We start from the raw sequence: 17,899 nt of genomic DNA on the forward strand, positions 1-17,899 counted from the left end.
AATAGTCCAATTTTAACTTTATGAGTTCATAATATCACTACGTAAAATTCCATCTTCAATTATTAAGACTCTATCAGCGGAATTTATAGTTTCTTGTCTGTGAGCAATAATAAATCTAGTAATTTTTAGCTTTTTGATAAGATTATTAACCTCAAACTCTTTATATATATCTAAATTACTTGTTGCCTCATCAAGAAAAAGAATCTTTGGTCTTTTATAAAGAGCTCTAGCTAATAAGATCCTTTGCTTCTGCCCACCAGATAATACGGTCCCCATCTCTCCTATAAGTGTATTATAACCCATACTTGTATTGATTATCTCCTCATGTATAGCTGCCATTTTTGCACACTCTTGAATCCAGTCTAAATTTGAGCTGGCATCAAAAAAAGATATATTGTCTGCTATGGATCCTGAAAAGAGAACATCTTCTTGTAATACCGTACCAACCAGTGATCTTATATTATACAAACCTAATTCTTTGATTTTATGCTCGCCATAAAATACATCACCTGTTGTAGGAGCTAGAATACCAAGCAAAATGTTCAATAAAGTTGATTTCCCACTGCCAGAGGCACCAGTTATGGCAACTGATTGACCATATGGTATTTCGAATGTAATATTATTTAGAATGCTTTTTTCATAATTAGAATAACTAAATGAAATATTTTTAACTTTAATTGATAACTTATTTGAATTTATTTCCATAAATTCTTGAGGATAAATGATTTCGGGTTCAGTAAGGGAAATATCTCTTAATCTATCGTGATGTAATTTTATTGTACCGATTTCTGATAACTTATCAATTAAAGCAGTAATTCTATTTGTAAAAAGTGTTTTGTAAACGACGAATGCAACAAGAGAACCTACACTCAATTCATTTTTTAATACTAGCAATGTGGCTAAGTATATAATTACAATGTTTTCTAGTCCAAAAAGAAAAATTCTAAATTCTTTAGTCATTATGTTTATTTTTTCTACTTGTATTTCAGAGTTAATTTGGTTAGTAAGTAGGGAAAACCATATAGATTTTCTTTCAATTTGAGCATTAAAAGTCTTAATAGTTTTTACCCCACGGATAGATTCAAGAAAATGAGAGTTCTGTTTTGCAGTATGTATAATGCGTTCTTCATTTTTGTATTTTTGTGGATAATAAAACACTATTTTAATTACTAAATAGAGGATCGTGAAAATAAAAACTATACTAGTTAATAGTGGTGAGTAAAATAATAGTAAGCTAAGTATTAAAATTGACATAATTCCATCAAATATGGCTGTCATAAAGCTTGATGTTATAGTATTCAATATGGTGTTGATTGATCCAAATTTCGAAGCAATATCGCCAATTGATCTTTTTTCAAAAAAATCAACTGGTAAATCTAGTATCTTTGAAACAATATTGGCCTGCCATTTTAGACTAATATTGAATTTCATGAAAATATTAAGATTTTCTCTTGCTAAATCCAATATTACTTGAAATGCTAAAATAAAAACGAAACTTAATGCTAATATTGACAGTGAACTTTCATTCTGAGTAGGAATAATTTGATCGATAATCCATTGTAATAATTGTGGATTTAGTAAGATAACTAGTTCTAGACTCAATGAAATAAAGAAAATTTGTACTAAGACTGATTTAATCCCTATTATTTCATTAAAAAAATTATTAAAGTTTGATTTTTTAATCTTATATTCATTATTTTGGGAGTTAAAGTTTGGTTTTGGCCATATCTCTAAAGCTATACCTGTAAAACTTTTTGAAAAATCTTCTGAATTAATTTTTCTAACACCTATTGCAGGATCATGAATTATATAGTTATTATGATTTATTTTAGTTAAAATAACAAAATGATTGAACTCCCAGTGTAAAATACACGGTAAATTAATGTTTTCTAAATTTTCTATATCAATTTTTATTGGTCTTGTTTGAAGTTGCAAATCATCAGAAATTATCATCAGCATATTCAGTGAAGTGCCTTGTAATGATATTTTATATTTGTTTCTTAATGTGATTATTGAGATGCTGTTACCATAGTAATTTACAATCATTGCTAAGCATGCTAAACCACATTCAGCCGATTCATGTTGTAGAATAACAGGAACTTTTCTCTTCAAACTAAAATTTAACATTTAATCGTAACTCTTAATTTTTAAAGGGGGTTAAGATCCACGCAATAATTTTTTTGCGATCTTGCTTAATTTCTGCTGTTAATGTCAATCCAGCTCTTTCCTCTATTTTATTTTCATAATATTTTTTATTACTTTCTTTTATTTTTACTTCTATCAGGAAGTAGATCTCCCCTTTTTTATCATTATTTAGAATCAAGTTATCGGGATCTATGTCTGATGCAGAATATGCCATATTTGAAATTTTGTATATATATCCTTCTCTTATTCCGTAGGTTTGATATGGATAAGAATCATATTTTAATAAAACTTTATTATTTATTTTAACTTTTGAAATGTACTGACTTTCTAAATATAGATTTATTTTTAATTTGTTACTAGGAGTTATTATCATCATAGTTCTTTCTTTTTTTTGAAATTTATTAGCTATTGAATTAATTATACTTATTGAGCCATCCACGGGGGATCTTATTTCTTTTTTATAACCATTAATTTCTAAAGTGTAAAGTAAATCATTTTTTTTTACATGATCTCCAACTTTAAAATATTGGTTTTTGATTAAACCTGACTCATTAGTTTGTATTTTTATGTATCCATCTTCTGGTAAGGTTATTCCCTTTACACTGATGTATCTTGTGTACTCTCCAGTAAAAAGAAATGTGGCTATGAGTGTTGTTGTTAATAAAAGAAGATATATATATAATGTTTTTGAGAATGGCCTAACTAATGAAATATTGCTAAAATTTTTATTACTTTGATTTTCGAGTGCTTCTTTTCTATATATCATTAAATTAAACCTAACCTAAATATACGATATTTTCATGCTATTCTGAAATGAAGTTTTAGTATGAGTTTAGAACACCTATTAAATTTTTACGAACAAATCATTATATTAAGGATTTAATTGTATCCAAATAATAAGTAAATATTTCGCTAACTTAATTATATAGATGAATTGATGAGATTTAAATAGACTGTATCTGAATAGTGATTTATTGGCCTAACCACTTATAGATTAAGAAGTATTGAAATGTTATATGTTTTTGAAATGCTTGGATTTAATATTCTTTCTAATCCTTGTAACCATTCATTAAATTCAGTTAGCTCTTCTAAAGGTTTGGGATGCCTTAACGTATAAGTAATTCCGAAATCTTGTACACGTTCAGCAGAGGGCCATCGAAGAGGGCTTTTAACAATTTTTTAGCAATATGTTTAAAATTATGACTTCAATTATTGAGAGCATGGATTTATACAACTAATGTTTAGATTGGTTTTGTGTTATCAGTGAGATCAATTTCTAATATTGCATATCATTGATTCACTATAGAGAGTCTAATTTCAAGTAGGTATTTCCATCTAATGTTCAATCCAAATGTGAATGTCCAACTTTTTAGAGATAGTGTAGTTTTTCTTCATATTTTAGATAATGTTTCAGGGTGTGGTCTGTAAAGTCGAAATTTACTTTTGATCTCAAACCATTGATAATATTAGATTAATTTAGAATAGGGAGTATGCTTTATAAATGGATTGCCAGCATAATTCCCAATACTAAGTTGGTATTCCTTAACATAACAATGACTTTATTACTCATTCGATTCATCCTTATTCGTGAATAAGTTAATGGCTCATCACCTTCACTGAGTAAATCGTGGTATAAAGGGAAACGTAATTTTAAATTCTCATTAAGTTCATCAGATGACTTCTTCCGCTTTGGCGTAGAAATTATTGATCTGATTATCTTACGTGATTTGGGGCTTCATAATTCGTGTAGCAGTATCAATAGAACTAGATGTTGTGCCTTTTATTTAAAACCTTTCATGGTTTTGATTATTGTGAATCTCGCAGATTCGGCTTTCTGTTTTCGTGTAGACGATAGTATTTCGGTACTTACTTGTTGCTTAACATTCATGACTTTTTGTTTTAGATTATATTGAGCTAATTCGTTTTTTATATTTGTTTATCAAACTTTTTTGGGGCACTATTAATTTGCCAAACTTCCCAAAACCTGCCAAATTTGCCGATGTTCCGAAAGCAGCCTAACCATACTGCCTATATAGAAGGATGGGCACTTTACGCAGAGCAACTAGGTAAAGATGTTGGTTTCTATAAAGACCCACTTTCAGACTATGGAAGACTATCGAGTGAGTTGTTTCGTGCTTGTCGTCTAGTGGTTGATACTGGCGTACATTATAAAAAATGGACGCGTCAGCAAATGATTGATTTTATGCGAGAACACTCTGCTTTAGACGAGCCTGATATTCAGGTAGAGGCAGATCGCTATATTGCTATTCCTGCCCAAGCATTAGCTTATAAGATGGGCCAACTCAAAATTTTAGAGCTACGGGAGCTCGCCAAACAGGAGCTTGGAGATCGTTTTGATATTAAAGCCTTCCATGACATGATCTTAAATGCAGGAACCTTGCCTTTAAATATACTTGATGCCCGTATTAAAAATTGGATAAAGGAACAAAAAGCAGCAGCTTAAAATAAAATTTGAAATTTAGGTCAGGTCCTCGTTGGGCCTGATTTAAAAACCAATAGAAAACAGAATATAATAATAAAAAATATATTTTCGAAACTAGAAATGGAAAAAAACCTAAAACAATATCAGGCTATTATTTTTGATTTAGATGGCACTTTAGCCGACTCCTTTCATTTTTTTTCTAAGCGTTTTAAATCAACTTTCCGCAAAGTATAAGTTTAAATCGGTAAGCCTTCACGAAGTCGAGTACTACAAACAACTTACGCCTAGAGAAATTATGAAAGAGATGAATGTCTCTCGATGGAAACTGCCTTGGATTGCGAAAGATTTTATTCAGTTAATGAAAGAAAGAGATGAAGAAATTCATTTGTTTGAAGGTATGCGGGACCACTTAATTGAACTGCATAAGCGTGGATATACGCTCGCAATTATTACTTCAAACTCTAAAGAAAACTGTCAAAATGTACTCGGTAAAGAACTCTGTGAGCTTTTTAGTCATATTGATGGCGGCTCGTCTATATTTGGCAAAGCGAAGCGGATAACGCGTGTTCTCAACATTTTGGATGTAAGTAAAAACCATGCCATTTATGTCGGCGACCAAACCACCGATGGCGAAGCTGCACATAAAGCAGGTATTGATTTTGCTGCGGTAGGTTGGGGTTATACATCGGCCGAAAAATTAAAAACCATCCAGCCCAAAGTCGTGCTAACAGACTTGGCAACCATGAAAGAATTTTTCTAAATATATGAAATGCAGGACAAACCATGAATAACAATAACAACCCGATTGGAATGATTGACTCTGGTTTAGGTGGGTTGTCTCTCTTTAAGCATATTCGGCAGGCTCTTCCGAATGAAGACATTATCTATTTCGCCGACTCGAGATATGTCCCTTATGGAGACAGAGAAAGCGACTGGATTGTTTCACGAACCACGCATTTAATTTCAAACCTAGTTGCTCAAGGTAAGTGCAAAGCGATCGTGATTGCTTGTAACACCATGACGGCTGTAGCGGTTGAAACGATTAGAGCGCAAATTAATGTACCACTTATTGCGATAGAACCAGCGGTAAAACCCGCGGTTGCCATGACCGTGAGCAAGCATATTGCTGTTTTGGCAACGGCAACCACGGTGAAGGGCAAAAACTTAAAAAGTTTAATTGAAACGTATGCGCAAGATATTAAAGTGTCTTTGGTGCCATGTATTGGTTTGGCTGAAAAAATTGAAACGGGCAAAGCGCATACCGCGGAAGTTAAGGATTATTTAGAAAATATTTTGGCACCGTTGGTCGAGCAAAAAGTTGATACGATTATTTTAGGATGCACACATTATCCATTTGTCTCAGATACGATTCAGGAAATTGTAGGCCGTGATATTCAAATTATTGAGCCTTCGGAGGCTGTAACAGCGCAATTAATTCGGCAGCTCAATCAATATCATTTAAGTTCTGAAAGTCCAAATAAAGGGAATCATATTATTTGGACCAGTTCAGACGCGTTGGAAGTTGCGGATGTTAGTTTTTCTTTGTTGGGTACGCATTTACCTGTAGAAACTACTGATTTTTAAATCCAAGAAAAATGCCTAGCCCCATAAAAATGAGTCCACCTATCACTGACATAGATTTTTGGGGCTTCTTCGATTTAGTTAATTTTTGGCTAATATAATTGGCTAAAAACACACAAACCACATCAGCAGAAACAAGCAGTTTAGATGTAGTAATTGTTAGTTTCTAAATCTTGATATGAGTTGAAGACTAGTTTTGAATGGGGTTTGCTTTATAGTCATTCTGATAGTTAAATATGAAGAAAAATTCATTTCAATTCACTATCTATTCATGCATTAGTCTGTTCCTTAATTAAATTTAAACACATAAAAGTTTGAGATATGACATGTGTCAAAACTTAGGTGAAGTTGTAGTCCGTCATACTATAGAGAATGACTGGGAAATTTTGAAAATGGTTCGCCTAGAGTCACTACTCGATAGTCCTCATGCTTTTTCAGTGACATATGCGGCTGCTTTGAAATATAGTGAGGCAGATTGGCGTGCTCGTGCTTCTGGCCGTTCTCAATATCAATATATTCTAGCGATGCAAAGAACTCGAGCGATTGGTATTGTTGGTGGTAAAGCAGATGCATCACTTGAATTTAATGTCATCGCTATGTGGGTCAATCCAGAGTTTCGTGGCAGTGATATTGCCAATAAGCTTATTTCTGCGATTAAGGAGTTTGCCAGTTCCCAAGGGCATAATAGAGTTGTGTTAAGTGTAACTTCACATAATTTGCGAGCAATAAATTTTTATTCTCGACATGGTTTTATAAGAGTTGATTGCGAGTCTTTGTCGTTGAATTGTGGCGATAGAAATCCAAAAATGGAATGTTTACTTTAAGTAATATCGTACGAGAGTGTACAGAACTTGTGTTTGAACAATAAAGTTGTAAACTTGTGGTCTAATAAAATCAATAAGTTAAAAATTTCATAAAATTAAATTTTTACATTAAAGTCTTAAACTTAGTTCAAGACTTTATTTTTTCATTTAACATTATAGTTATAAACTACAGGGTTTAATTTTTGCTTAGTATTGAAATCCACAAAAACGCAAATAGTTTATGAAAGTATAAAATCTTCGTTCAGCTGTGTTTTGCTCTCCAGGGTATAAATTAATAAACCACTGTTTTAATTGGCTTTGAGATGGAGGAGGTGTTTGACTTTGGGTAAACTGGATGGCAGCGGCGAATACTGGCAAGTTCCGAATAGCTGAATCCATATATTGATCTTGTTGCGACTTATTGAAAGTAACAAAATTTTGCCCAATAGGAGTCAAAATAGTATGGTTATTTCTAATTAACTCGACTAATCCCAGCTTTTCAGCAGCTAATCTATAGTAACGTCCTTGACGTCCATTTGAATCAACCCCGATATAATTTTCCATAGCATCATCAGTATGGTGTCCATTATGTACGGCAAAGGGAACTAACATTACTTTTTCAATATCATCAGCTTGCAGAAAATTACTTGTATCTATAACTGTCACGTCTAATACCCTATGAATAAATATTCTTGAACTTTGTTGTTATCACTGGAGTTGGCATTTTTGTTGCCAATTGAATAACGATAATCTATTGGGATTACCTCTACATGATACTTATATTTTGACATAATCGCCAACATTTCATCTAGTGTGGGTAGACTATTTGATGAATAAGATACTATAAGTATGTCATTACGGAACCGCTTAAATAATAGATCAAAGGCTTCCGTTGCACCTTTACGAGAAGAAAAAGGAGTTGGGTACGATTTAAACTTTTTTGTAACAGTATGTTCTTGTATTTCAACACCTTGCCAATCTCGGGCCAAACCTTCTACAAAATGATATCGGCGAACATATTCATTATCTGATAATGGTGAATAGTAAGGTGGGTCAATGTAAACGAGTTTATTTCCTTGATGCTTTAATGTCATCGCATCTCCGAGGCGAGCTTTATTTTGCTGACCATTATCAAAGACTGAGGCATTAATCATATTTACTGCATCTAAAAATTGATCTCGAAACGACATTGATAAGTCCTTACGCCCATCGTCATAACGATAGCCAACATAGGTAAAAATACCTCGTGGTCGTTTCTTCAAGCAAGCACGCATTAATGCAGACATAGCAATTGCTTTCTTATATGGATTTTTTATAGTTTTAATATTGGCTCTAAGAATATCTATTAATTTATTATCATCATCAGAAAAATATAAGTCTTTAAACTTAGTTTCTACAAATGAATCATTGGGCCCTTTTGATTCAAGTAATGATAAGGTTTCTTCAGAGGTCAAAACAATATTATTATTCTCAATCATTGCTTTAGCAAAAACAGATGCCATAGTCATGTAATCATTACTAATAACGGTTTTACCATATGATTTAAACATATACCCAACAATGCCCGAACCTGAAAATAAATCTACCGCTGTGTCAAACTCAAATTGAGAAGCAACACCCCAGATCTCAGATAATAATTTATTCTTAGAACCCATATAGCGAGTAGGAGGATATAATTTTATTTGTTCAGATAAGCTTTCAGGAACTATACGAATATCAAATCGAGGTTTTGGTGGAATTGTCACAATAACATCTTCCCCAGTGCGTCGTTTACCATTGCATGAAATATAACGTTTAGTTTGAACTACTTCTATTGGGAATTTTCTATATTGTTCATGTACTAAAGGGTGGTTTGAATTTGTTAGGATGATATGACAACCCAATTCATGTAAGCGCTGGACTTCGGCAGCCAATTCTGTGTGATCCTCTTCATAGAATTGCTCTTTGGTATAGCGTTGGAAATCTGCATATTCAGAAATAGGTAAATATGGAGGATCTAAAAATATAAAGTCTCCAGGCTGAGCTTGTTTCCTTAATACGTCTTTATAATCTCCACAAATAATAGTAGTGTCTTTTAGTATTATTGATGCAGCTCTTAAAGCTTCTTCATCTATTATTTTAGGATTTTTATACTTTCCGAAAGGAACATTAAATTGTCCCTTTTTGTTAACCCTATACAGTCCATTAAAACAAGTCCGATTTAAAAATATAGTTCTTGCAGCAGCTTCTACATTAGGTAGTTTTTTCCAATCTTGACTACGAACAGCATAAAAAACTTCTTCTGTATTTTGATACTGCTTTAACTGATCTAAAATTCCATCTACATCATCTGCTACAGATTGATAGAGATTTACTAACTCTGGATTACTGTCTGCAATTATCCCATTGCTTGGCTTTAAAGCAAAAAAGAGGGCTCCACCACCAAAAAAGGGTTCAATATATCGACCATATTTCTTTGGTATTTTAGGGGTAATTTCTGTTAAAAGTTGAGTTTTCCCCCCAGCCCATTTCAATAGAGGGCGGCAATTTATTACTTTCTCTTGATAGAGTATTTCATTTTTTTTAGCTAACACGATGTTACTCCATTGGTAAAACTATTTGTTTACTGCCACCAAATTTTCCTTTAGAGGCACCACCACGTGGTTTCTTTGGTTCTATCTCAATCTCATTAAAAACTGCACGGAAATCCAGTTTGTTATCGGCCATTACAGCCATAAGCGTTGCAATGATTGCTAGATGAGATGGTACAACCCCTTTTTTTGAGCAATTGGTCACAGCATTACTGCTCATCTTTACCAATTCAGCAAACTCTCCTGTCGTAAGACCTGCCTTACCAAGTTGGCGTCGAAATTCAATGTAATCCATACAATTCAATCAACACATGTTTTAATTATTTTAACACATTAAAATATTAAATAAAATAATTAATTTATTTAATTTATAAATAATAAAATGTGTAAAACACATAAATTTATGTGTTTTATTGTGGGCTTAGACAAATATTTATTGGAAAGTGGACAGTTAAATGTTGCTTTAAAATAATATTCTATTAGTCAAAATAGACTTTGTATGGAGTTGTTCTTAAATTGAATACTATTCAAATAGTATGTATACAAATCTAATTTCATATTTTTTAACTTATTTTTATTATTTGATTTTATCTACTTTGACGTGAAGTTCGGTCTCAGAAGTTATTACTTAATTTATAATTTACTCATTTGTTATCAAAAATAATTAGTTTGTTATAAATTCGACTAGCCCAACTTTCTAAATCTTCAATGGCGATTTGTTGTCCATGTTCTTCAAGACGGGGGTGATTAAATCTGACTTGCTGAACTGCTATTTTTTTGATGAAGCTATGCGGCCAATTGAGTGTTTTTTGAATCACAAATTTACGAATTTTTTCATAATCCTCTTCCCAGCAGTTCATATCTTTTATTATTAATAATTGTGTTGAAAGGCGAGTTGCATTATCGGATGTATCAACTTCCAGTAAAATGAAATGCTGGCCTTGATGCAGAAAATGTACTTCAGCAATACAGCGTGGATTATTATCGGACTTTAAATGTTTGGTAAATCCCTCTACTTCAGGTAGAACTTTTAAAGTCAGTGAATATTGAATTCCATACTTTTCTTCAAGTTTATAAAGCATCTTTATAAAAGCTGAGAAGCGATCTAGATATAAATGAGCATCATCGGTCTGATCCTCAGAACCCTCAAAATCACCAGCTTTAACTGTGCCACCAATTCCTGGCTCATCTGCATTCACATCACCAATTAACTCATCAATATACTCTTGGGCATCATCCACGATAACAGCATTTTTTGAGCCAGTTTTATCTGCGACTTTCCCTGTTTCAAACGGGTCATCAAAATCAAGTAAAGTGGTTGGACCATCTACAATAGTAGGCTTATTACTAGGCGTTGCTTCTTCCTCATCATTCAGTTTGGGTTCTGCATGATTCGGCTTTGGTGGTATGGTACTGGTATTACCCGATTTTTTTGAGGCTTTAGAAAATTTATCATGATGAAAATAAACAGGCTTATCAATATGGGTGGAGAGCCCAGAAAAGCCAATGATTTCATCTATCTTAAATGTATTGGTTAACCTGTCGTAATAACCATGTGCCTCGATGTTTACGTCTGTTAAATTGGGTGGAATGAAACTAAAGTTCCATGTTCTTACCGTATTATTAATGCTTTCAAAAGCTTGGCACTGTTGAGCGATGCTTTCATATGAAGCTCTTATATTTTTATTTAGAAGTAGATATGCAAGGAATCGACGAAACCCTGGTTTATTAAAATGAGAAGTTGCAAGTGAACCTTCACATGATGGAAGAACATTAATTAGGTAATGATCAGTCTTGCTCTGAATATCAAAGTCTTGTGCCAGCACATTCAACTCAAGCGCAGATCGAGTGAGATAAGCATTTTGGAAGAAGAAAGCTCTGGCTAACTCAAGCTGTGGCAATTGAATATGGACTTGCTTAACGGTTTGTGCTTCATTTGAAAAGGTTGCCAGAGCATCAAACCCAAAAAAGTGAAATTTTGATTTAGATTGGGCAAAAGACATCCACTCTGCTGGTAAGGGACATCTAAATTTTAGGTGAAATCCAGACTTTCTATGTTCATTTTTGGTGGAGTTGATAATTCGACGTTTAGCCAGCAAATGCATGTGGGAAAAAGAGGTGTTATATTTTGCTTTAGAGTCTTCAGACTCTCCCCACAGATTAATAAACCAGGGTTTATCATTATATCTAAATAGGTGTCCTATACCTGTAATCAATGTATCTAAAGGGAGGCGTTTAATGTGCATAAGTCTTCTTCTCACAAATTATATTTAGGAAAATTTGGGCTTCTTGAGTAATCCTTTCTTTACTTAATCCTGCAAGTCGTAATATTCGCCATCTATCTTTAGTACTGGATTCTGTATAACCAAGCCTGATCATGGCATGGGTAATTCTCCGTATTTGATAAGCCATTGTATCTTCAGAATAAGCTGAAAGAAATTTGGAGCTTAAAGGCAGTTGTTGCAAATGTTTGGAAATGGAATTTCCTTTGGATAACTGATTGAGAAACCAACTCTTTGACATTCTTGGACAAGCTAAGTCATCATTTGAACGATATAAAACTTTGAATAATTCTTTGGTTATTGAAAAATCACGGATAGACCAATTTATTTTATTTTTTCGGGCTTGAGGTTGTGATAAATGTCCTGAATTAAATGTCAGTAGCCAATTTTGATCGTTTCTATATAGCCACATATAAGTTGCCGAACCTGATTTAATATTACGGCCAGCCTTTACACCATGAAGTTGTACGATATCTTGCCATTTTTGTCTCATCTCCTCTGTTTTTATAGGAGGAATATTATCAGTAGAAATAGTTCGTTTTACAAAATATGGGGTTGCTGAAATAGAGCTGACATATTGCATAATTTCTTTAGGTGACATTTTGGGTATAAATGAAGACCAGACAATACAATGTTCCAAGAAACTAAAGGCTTTGCGGTGTTTTCTGAAAATAGATTTAAGCCATGAAGTATCTTGTTGGTGGTCAATACTTAAATTCTTAGAACGAAGATAACCAAGATTAAAATTTTTAATCACTTGCTCATAAGTTTGCTCATGACAAACATGATTCCCTCTACGGAAATTCTTTGCATCAGCCATTTCCAGATAAAATTTAGTCCATTGTTCATGGCTTGGCGATGGTTGAGGATCGAGTTGTAATAACTCCACAGCCATTTGCCCTAGTATGAAGTCTTCCTTGTAATAGGAATGAGCGGAGTCTTGAGTTTGATTTGGTAATAAGGGCAAGAATAGATGCCGATGCTGTTGTTGAATATAATCCTGAGACAGAAGTGAACAATTGTGTTTCAGGCAGATTGAAAGGTTGGGTAGAAACCAGGCTCTATTCCAGAAATACTCTCCATAAGTTTCTCGTTGCTGCTGTATGCAGATTGGACAGTAGTGGAATTTGGTGTTGTTGGGGACTCTGGAAGCATTCAGACCAAGCATAAGATGAATAGAGCCAGATGCCTGCTCAGCCATTAAAGTGATTGCCTTTTGTCGATGGGACTCCTGAACAAAAGGTGCATATAAGCCAAACATCGTATGTTTGTAAATCAGGTCTATTAAACTAAAACAGCCAGTTCGCTCTAATAAATGTACGATAGCATTTAAATGACTGGGTAAGTCTATGGTAGCAACGACTTTTCTATCTTGGTAAACCTCATCAAGTAACTGTTTTGGACTTTGAATGCCATGGTGTAATCCAGCACGGGCGATGGTACTGTAAATCAGCTCATCAGGAAGCGGTGTTGGAAAATTCCACATGATTCTTACCCCATACTATGACAACAGGTCTGACATTTGCAAAATTAAACCTTGATGGTCTAATTGGGTATAAATACTTTCTGGGCTGGTTGGGTTTATCGAAAAAATATGCCGAAGATCAGTATCTTCTAGCTCATTCCATTGTTTTAAGCTAATCCGTTGGTTTTTCTTTTTGGTTGCTGGTGCCTGTGACGGTGTATTGTCTGTCTCCATTGCTTGAACAATAGCAGCCAAGAGCTGTTGTCTAGATATTTGAGGTTTTAACGCTACAATTTTTTGAATGGCAAAGATGATGGAGTCTGATGGGAATTCATCTTTTAGCATCAGATATACACGTCGTTGATCATCATTACTCAATTGTTTTAAGGCTTGGTCTTCTTCGGATTCAACGGTAGATGCGGAGATTTTCTGAATAAGATGGATGATTTTCTTATCCATATCGGGTACAGCAAGATCTGAGAATTGAGCGATTCTTTCAGGTATACCTGAACGTAATGCGCTGAGCATAGGATGTACAAGTTTCAGCTCATCTTCATAAACACGTTTCAGCAGCTCTACAGTAATCGTTTCTGCTCCCGTTGCGAGGGCACGTAACTGAGCCAAAATAAAAAGTTTTACTACAATATCGAGAATACCTTGGCTCAAATCAAACCAGGTATCTCGAATCTCATCACTTAAGATAGGGTCTCTTTTCTGCAAGTACTGCAACTTCCAAAGTGTATTGGTAAATGCTATCCACTCAGGGTTTTGACTCTTCTGATCAGGTAGGTATTGTGGGATTGGATTCCAAAAGATAGATCCCAGACCAGCAGCACGTCGACTGGAACGTAGATCAAGATCAAAGATGTCTCTAGCTTTAGGTGTACCCACGAACAGCACAGGAATACCAATGGTATTGGTCATGGTGACAAAGAAGTTCAGCATTTTCTCTGAACCGCCAGACTTTGCCCGACTCAAATGTTGGATTTCATCAATGACTAACAGGCCTAAGGCAAACATATTGGCTGTTTGTGCCATGAGGGCAAGCATGGTTTCTACGCCATGTCTTTTCATCCCATACTTTTTCTCATAATTTGAACCAATGATTTTATCAATTGCTCGGAAAAAATTGAGACAAAGTTCTTTGAGTGAACCATCATGCGAGCAATCTATCTTTAAATAGACGATCTGATGGCGATTTAATGTTGGGTGAAAAATGACTTGAGGATATGTGTTTAGTATTCTTCGTAAAGAGGTCGTTTTACCACTACCTGAACAGCCAATGATGGCCATGCTATGAGCAGTGGATTCAGTTTCATCAAAGCGTTTGGCATTCAGATCACGTGTTTGCAATCTTTCATAACCATTTTGCAGGTGTTGTTGCAACTTTCCTGTGTTTGGATTACGTCCAACATACCCTCCACGAATCATGAGAGAAATACGTTCACTCAGTAACATATGCATTGCTAAAGGCTGAAAAAAGGAACCTGTGATCTGATGGATATTATGGGCACGAATGACTCTTTTTTGCTTTAGATCATCAAGTGTAGGCGTTACTTTTGAGATAAGATTTTTTGTATCTTCAAATGGTTCTTGAATAGGTGGTAGGGCCTCAATGAAAGGATTGTCTTTATAAGCATGAACACCTGTGTCCTGATATTCTGCATTTCTTATTATATGATTTGTCATGACTGATCATCCTCATCATCAAAAAGACCTGGAACGAACTGCGGATAGTTTGATTCATCTTGTTTTGGCTTAAATGAAATAATGGTTCCTTGATCTTTAGGGTGTTTATCAGGTTTTAAGGAAGTATTTGATAATTTCTCATTTTCACGAACAGACTTTTTATTCGATTTTATTTCAGATAAACGCTGGCGATTGGATACACCAGAGTTGGTCGCCATTTTTTTTGCTTCAGCAATGGTGTCACGAATAAATTGATCCAGCTCTCTACGAGCAGCTTTGCTATTATCCTTTTCAATCGCATGTAGATTTTTTTCTTGATCTTGTATCTCCCACACTTGCCAAAATGACATACCCGCAAATTGACGACTTTTGGTTGATAAAGAGCATTCCCAATAGATCGTACTATCATGTTTTGGGAATAAATATATCTTATCTACACAGCTTGGATCGTAGGCCGCTTGGAGATCCTGTGGGCGAGTGACTTCTTTACTACGATGTAACCAGCCTTCTCTGAGTATTTCTGATCCAATGTAATACAGGCCCCATAAATTGACACCAGAAGTGGAAATGGAAACTTTCTTGCGAGGTAGTATCATGATTCGCAATGTATCTGGATCTACAGTACGAAGATGGCCTGTACGATTTTGAATTCCCCAGTTCCATATGTGTAATGGAATAGACGGTAAGTCTGGAGGAAAATCTGCATCTCTGTCATAAGTATCCAATACATGATACTGATTACGATAAAGTATTGTCTTTATGATCATTTTGGCAAAGGCAGAAATAGGTAAAACCGCATCAAGACGGTAATCACTTTCGCCATGTTTTTGAATACGATTTCCTTTAACTACTCCAGGAGCATAAGGTTTGAATTCTGCCTGTAATGTTCCAAAATAGCGTTCAACAATACCTTTTGCATCTCCTCGATAAGCAGGTGCATTTTCAATACGAACATTATAACCATGTACTAAGCGTTCGACCTGATGACTCATCATTTCACCACGGTCAGCAAGAATGGCATCAGGTAAACCTAGGGTTGGCCATTGTTCTGGCTCGATATCAATTCCAAGCAATTTGCATAAACTAACTTTATCACTGCAAGCATTTACAATCGCCTGCATGGCAACAACATAGGATGGATTATGAAATCCGATATAGAATCCCACGACCATTCTGCTGAAAACGTCAACCACTACATATAGGATCGGACGACCTAGAATCTTGCTTCGATCATCATCAGCAACTAAATAAATGTCGGCAATAGTTGCATCAATTTCATAACGACTACCAGGCCCAAGCGTATTTGCTGTAGCAGTTCCACTTAATGGCCGTATATCTTTTTGAAAACTTAATACAGGAGTTCTGGTTTCTATTCTTTGTGGAAGTTCATATTCACGTTTGTAGAAATGGTCAAATTGTCTACGTGTTGGAATATCTGCCTGTTTTATATGTGGGTAATGTTGAACAAAGAGTTCCTCAAATTGACGATGAGCAGATGTGATATTAATTTTCTTGTCATTTAATAATTCAGATTCAACTATTAATCGAAAGAGCCTTTCAATTTCTGGCGTAATTTTAATACCTGTTCCATTGCCAAATTTACGCTTTGCTCCCGATTTTTTAGAACCTGCTAAGGTTCTTGGCTTTCCTGGTGCACCAGCGTTTCTATAATCTGGCAATAAGGCATTTGGAATTTGGCCTCTTTGCCAATAGCGGCGTAGGTATTTGTATATCGTTGCCTTAGTTGCGATATTTGTCTGTTCTACTAAACGAACCCGTTTAGCTCTAATCTCTTCATTAAAACAGCCTGTGTCATATACGATTGGTTCAATAATTTGGTAAGCCTGAGCACGTTTTTCAAAAGCGACTGAGTTTACGGGTGGCTCTATAGACTTAAGATATTCACAAGGGTCTGAGCTTCTAAATAAGCGTTTTTCATCAATCCATTGTGAAAGTTGTTCTTCAAGAACTAAAGTTGGAACTCCTTTGGCTTCTTCCATATTAATCCATATGATTTCGCCAGATTGAAAGAATAAAATCCGGTAGTGGCTTTCATCAAATTTAACGACCTCATTGATTTGCCACATAAGACACCTCTAAATCAAACACTAAGTCAGACCCTTTTAATTTCTGGAATGGCTGTTGGATATCAAATTTAATTAAACGATTTGCTATAAGTGTTCTTAAATATTGTAGGGTCGTTCCAGCTGTAGTTTTTTCCTGAATATCAATCTCTTTACAGAGTTTAATGATAGAAATCCCTGGTTTTTTTAAAAAATAATAAGAAATTGTATGTAGGCTATCCCAGATATCAGGCTCTAAATGTTCAGTAATAAAAGGGCTCAACCATTCAAGATTTTTTCGGGCAGTTGTGGGAATATTTTGTTCCGTCACAATACTCCATGGGATTTCTTTAACCTCCCAGTATCGACGTTCAATTTCGAGTTTTTCAATTGTTCTTTCTTTGATGAGTTCTTTTAATGGTTTTACCTGAATAACGAATTGAGGTTTTTTCTTATCATTTGTATCAATCAGAAAATCGGAAGTCATAACCTGTTCCGAGCCTTGTATGCTGGGATGTCTCAAACCATGCTCTAAACAGATTTCTTTTGTGTCGTCTAGATTCAAGGGAAATTGTTCCCGAATATCCTGAACAAAACTAGACCAATCTAAAATCAAAAAAACATACAGTTCCAAATTAGAAAGTAAATGATGAACTCTTTGCGTTTTATGAGAGTAGATACGATGAGAGACCCCACGAGAGGGTACATCCTGAATAGTCAGCCATGGTTGGTAATCTTTTCCCATACCTTGTCCACGACCGCTTTTTATTCTTTTGCTAATTTGTTCTTGTGTGAAGAATCTCGGTGCTCTACTCATAGAAAAACCCAGCCTACTTTTTAATCAGTATAGCTGGGTCT

General features: G+C 34.7%; 12 protein-coding genes and 3 pseudogenes. 4 read left to right on the forward strand and 11 right to left on the reverse strand.

Translation table 11 applies throughout. The annotated features are described in order from the left end of the window. Positions 1-18 precede the first annotated feature (18 nt). Entirely contained in the window at positions 19-2,127 is a 2,109-nt protein-coding gene (locus MSG95_RS09020; protein ID WP_123785505.1) for a peptidase domain-containing ABC transporter, read from the reverse strand. A 13-nt stretch (positions 2,128-2,140) separates the two neighbouring features. Then, positions 2,141-2,911, reverse strand: a complete 771-nt coding sequence (locus tag MSG95_RS09025) for an HlyD family efflux transporter periplasmic adaptor subunit (RefSeq protein WP_077165327.1) — start codon at positions 2,909-2,911, stop codon at positions 2,141-2,143. Positions 2,912-4,120: 1,209 nt separating this feature from the next. Here MSG95_RS09025 and MSG95_RS09030 point away from each other — a divergent pair. From MSG95_RS09030 to murI, 3 genes and pseudogenes are all read left to right on the forward strand, one after another. After that, a pseudogene (locus MSG95_RS09030) lies at positions 4,121-4,609 on the forward strand (DUF885 domain-containing protein); the annotation flags it as partial. Positions 4,610-4,708: 99 nt separating this feature from the next. Further along, positions 4,709-5,348 (forward strand): annotated as a pseudogene (locus tag MSG95_RS09035) (HAD family hydrolase). A gap of 23 nt (positions 5,349-5,371) precedes the next feature. Next, positions 5,372-6,172 (forward strand): glutamate racemase, encoded by an 801-nt coding sequence (murI, locus tag MSG95_RS09040; RefSeq protein ID WP_001063723.1) that lies wholly within the window; start codon positions 5,372-5,374, stop codon positions 6,170-6,172. Here murI and MSG95_RS09045 read toward each other — a convergent pair. Continuing rightward, positions 6,159-6,308, reverse strand: a pseudogene (locus tag MSG95_RS09045) (LysE family translocator); the annotation flags it as partial. The gene murI and the pseudogene MSG95_RS09045 overlap by 14 nt on opposite strands. A gap of 187 nt (positions 6,309-6,495) precedes the next feature. Between MSG95_RS09045 and MSG95_RS09050 the strand changes: the two are divergent. Beyond that, positions 6,496-6,993 (forward strand): GNAT family N-acetyltransferase, encoded by a 498-nt coding sequence (locus tag MSG95_RS09050; protein ID WP_000336589.1) that lies wholly within the window; start codon positions 6,496-6,498, stop codon positions 6,991-6,993. A 186-nt stretch (positions 6,994-7,179) separates the two neighbouring features. Here MSG95_RS09050 and MSG95_RS09055 read toward each other — a convergent pair whose 3' ends face one another. The 8 genes from MSG95_RS09055 to MSG95_RS09090 all read right to left on the reverse strand — a co-directional run bounded on the left by MSG95_RS09055 (position 7,180) and on the right by MSG95_RS09090 (position 17,858). After that, complete coding sequence (locus MSG95_RS09055) at positions 7,180-7,638, reverse strand: DUF7226 domain-containing protein (protein ID WP_000215928.1); 459 nt, start codon at positions 7,636-7,638, stop codon at positions 7,180-7,182. A gap of 2 nt (positions 7,639-7,640) precedes the next feature. Beyond that, on the reverse strand, positions 7,641-9,545 hold the full coding sequence (locus MSG95_RS09060) for a Dam family site-specific DNA-(adenine-N6)-methyltransferase (RefSeq protein WP_000879942.1): 1,905 nt from the start codon (positions 9,543-9,545) through the stop codon (positions 7,641-7,643). Between the two features lie 4 nt (positions 9,546-9,549). Then, positions 9,550-9,837: a hypothetical protein gene (locus MSG95_RS09065; protein WP_000384516.1), complete on the reverse strand. Its 288-nt coding sequence runs from the start codon at positions 9,835-9,837 to the stop codon at positions 9,550-9,552. A gap of 349 nt (positions 9,838-10,186) precedes the next feature. Then, complete coding sequence (locus tag MSG95_RS09070; RefSeq protein ID WP_002026997.1) at positions 10,187-11,788, reverse strand: Tn7-like element transposition protein TnsE; 1,602 nt, start codon at positions 11,786-11,788, stop codon at positions 10,187-10,189. Further along, complete coding sequence (locus tag MSG95_RS09075; RefSeq protein WP_000267038.1) at positions 11,778-13,310, reverse strand: TnsD family Tn7-like transposition protein; 1,533 nt, start codon at positions 13,308-13,310, stop codon at positions 11,778-11,780. The genes MSG95_RS09070 and MSG95_RS09075 overlap by 11 nt, the downstream gene beginning before the upstream one ends. Before the next feature lie 15 nt (positions 13,311-13,325). Continuing rightward, a complete protein-coding gene (locus MSG95_RS09080) occupies positions 13,326-14,978 on the reverse strand; it encodes an AAA family ATPase (protein WP_000181344.1) in 1,653 nt (550 codons plus the stop codon). Next, positions 14,975-17,065, reverse strand: coding sequence for an integrase catalytic domain-containing protein (locus MSG95_RS09085; RefSeq protein WP_000267721.1), 2,091 nt, complete (start codon positions 17,063-17,065; stop codon positions 14,975-14,977). Before MSG95_RS09085 ends, MSG95_RS09080 begins: the two co-directional genes overlap by 4 nt. Beyond that, positions 17,049-17,858 carry a heteromeric transposase endonuclease subunit TnsA gene (locus MSG95_RS09090; RefSeq protein WP_000085285.1) on the reverse strand — a complete coding sequence of 270 codons (810 nt, stop codon included), beginning with the start codon at positions 17,856-17,858 and terminating at the stop codon, positions 17,049-17,051. Before MSG95_RS09090 ends, MSG95_RS09085 begins: the two co-directional genes overlap by 17 nt. Positions 17,859-17,899 lie beyond the last annotated feature (41 nt).

The organism is Acinetobacter sp. IK23 (assembly GCF_035615275.1).
In the GTDB taxonomy this organism is placed as follows: Bacteria; Pseudomonadota; Gammaproteobacteria; order Pseudomonadales; family Moraxellaceae; genus Acinetobacter; species Acinetobacter seifertii.

Excerpts from the sequence above, each read along its gene's own strand:
- MSG95_RS09020 (WP_123785505.1), bottom strand. The coding sequence starts at position 2,127 with ATGTTAAATTTTAGTTTGAAGAGAAAAGTTCCTGTTATTCTACAACAT.
- MSG95_RS09025 (WP_077165327.1), bottom strand. The coding sequence starts at position 2,911 with ATGATATATAGAAAAGAAGCACTCGAAAATCAAAGTAATAAAAATTTT.
- murI (WP_001063723.1), top strand. The coding sequence starts at position 5,372 with ATGAATAACAATAACAACCCGATTGGAATGATTGACTCTGGTTTAGGT.
- MSG95_RS09050 (WP_000336589.1), top strand. The coding sequence starts at position 6,496 with ATGTGTCAAAACTTAGGTGAAGTTGTAGTCCGTCATACTATAGAGAAT.
- MSG95_RS09065 (WP_000384516.1), bottom strand. The coding sequence starts at position 9,837 with ATGGATTACATTGAATTTCGACGCCAACTTGGTAAGGCAGGTCTTACG.
- MSG95_RS09070 (WP_002026997.1), bottom strand. The coding sequence starts at position 11,788 with ATGCACATTAAACGCCTCCCTTTAGATACATTGATTACAGGTATAGGA.
- MSG95_RS09075 (WP_000267038.1), bottom strand. The coding sequence starts at position 13,310 with ATGTGGAATTTTCCAACACCGCTTCCTGATGAGCTGATTTACAGTACC.
- MSG95_RS09080 (WP_000181344.1), bottom strand. The coding sequence starts at position 14,978 with ATGACAAATCATATAATAAGAAATGCAGAATATCAGGACACAGGTGTT.
- MSG95_RS09085 (WP_000267721.1), bottom strand. The coding sequence starts at position 17,065 with ATGTGGCAAATCAATGAGGTCGTTAAATTTGATGAAAGCCACTACCGG.
- MSG95_RS09090 (WP_000085285.1), bottom strand. The coding sequence starts at position 17,858 with ATGAGTAGAGCACCGAGATTCTTCACACAAGAACAAATTAGCAAAAGA.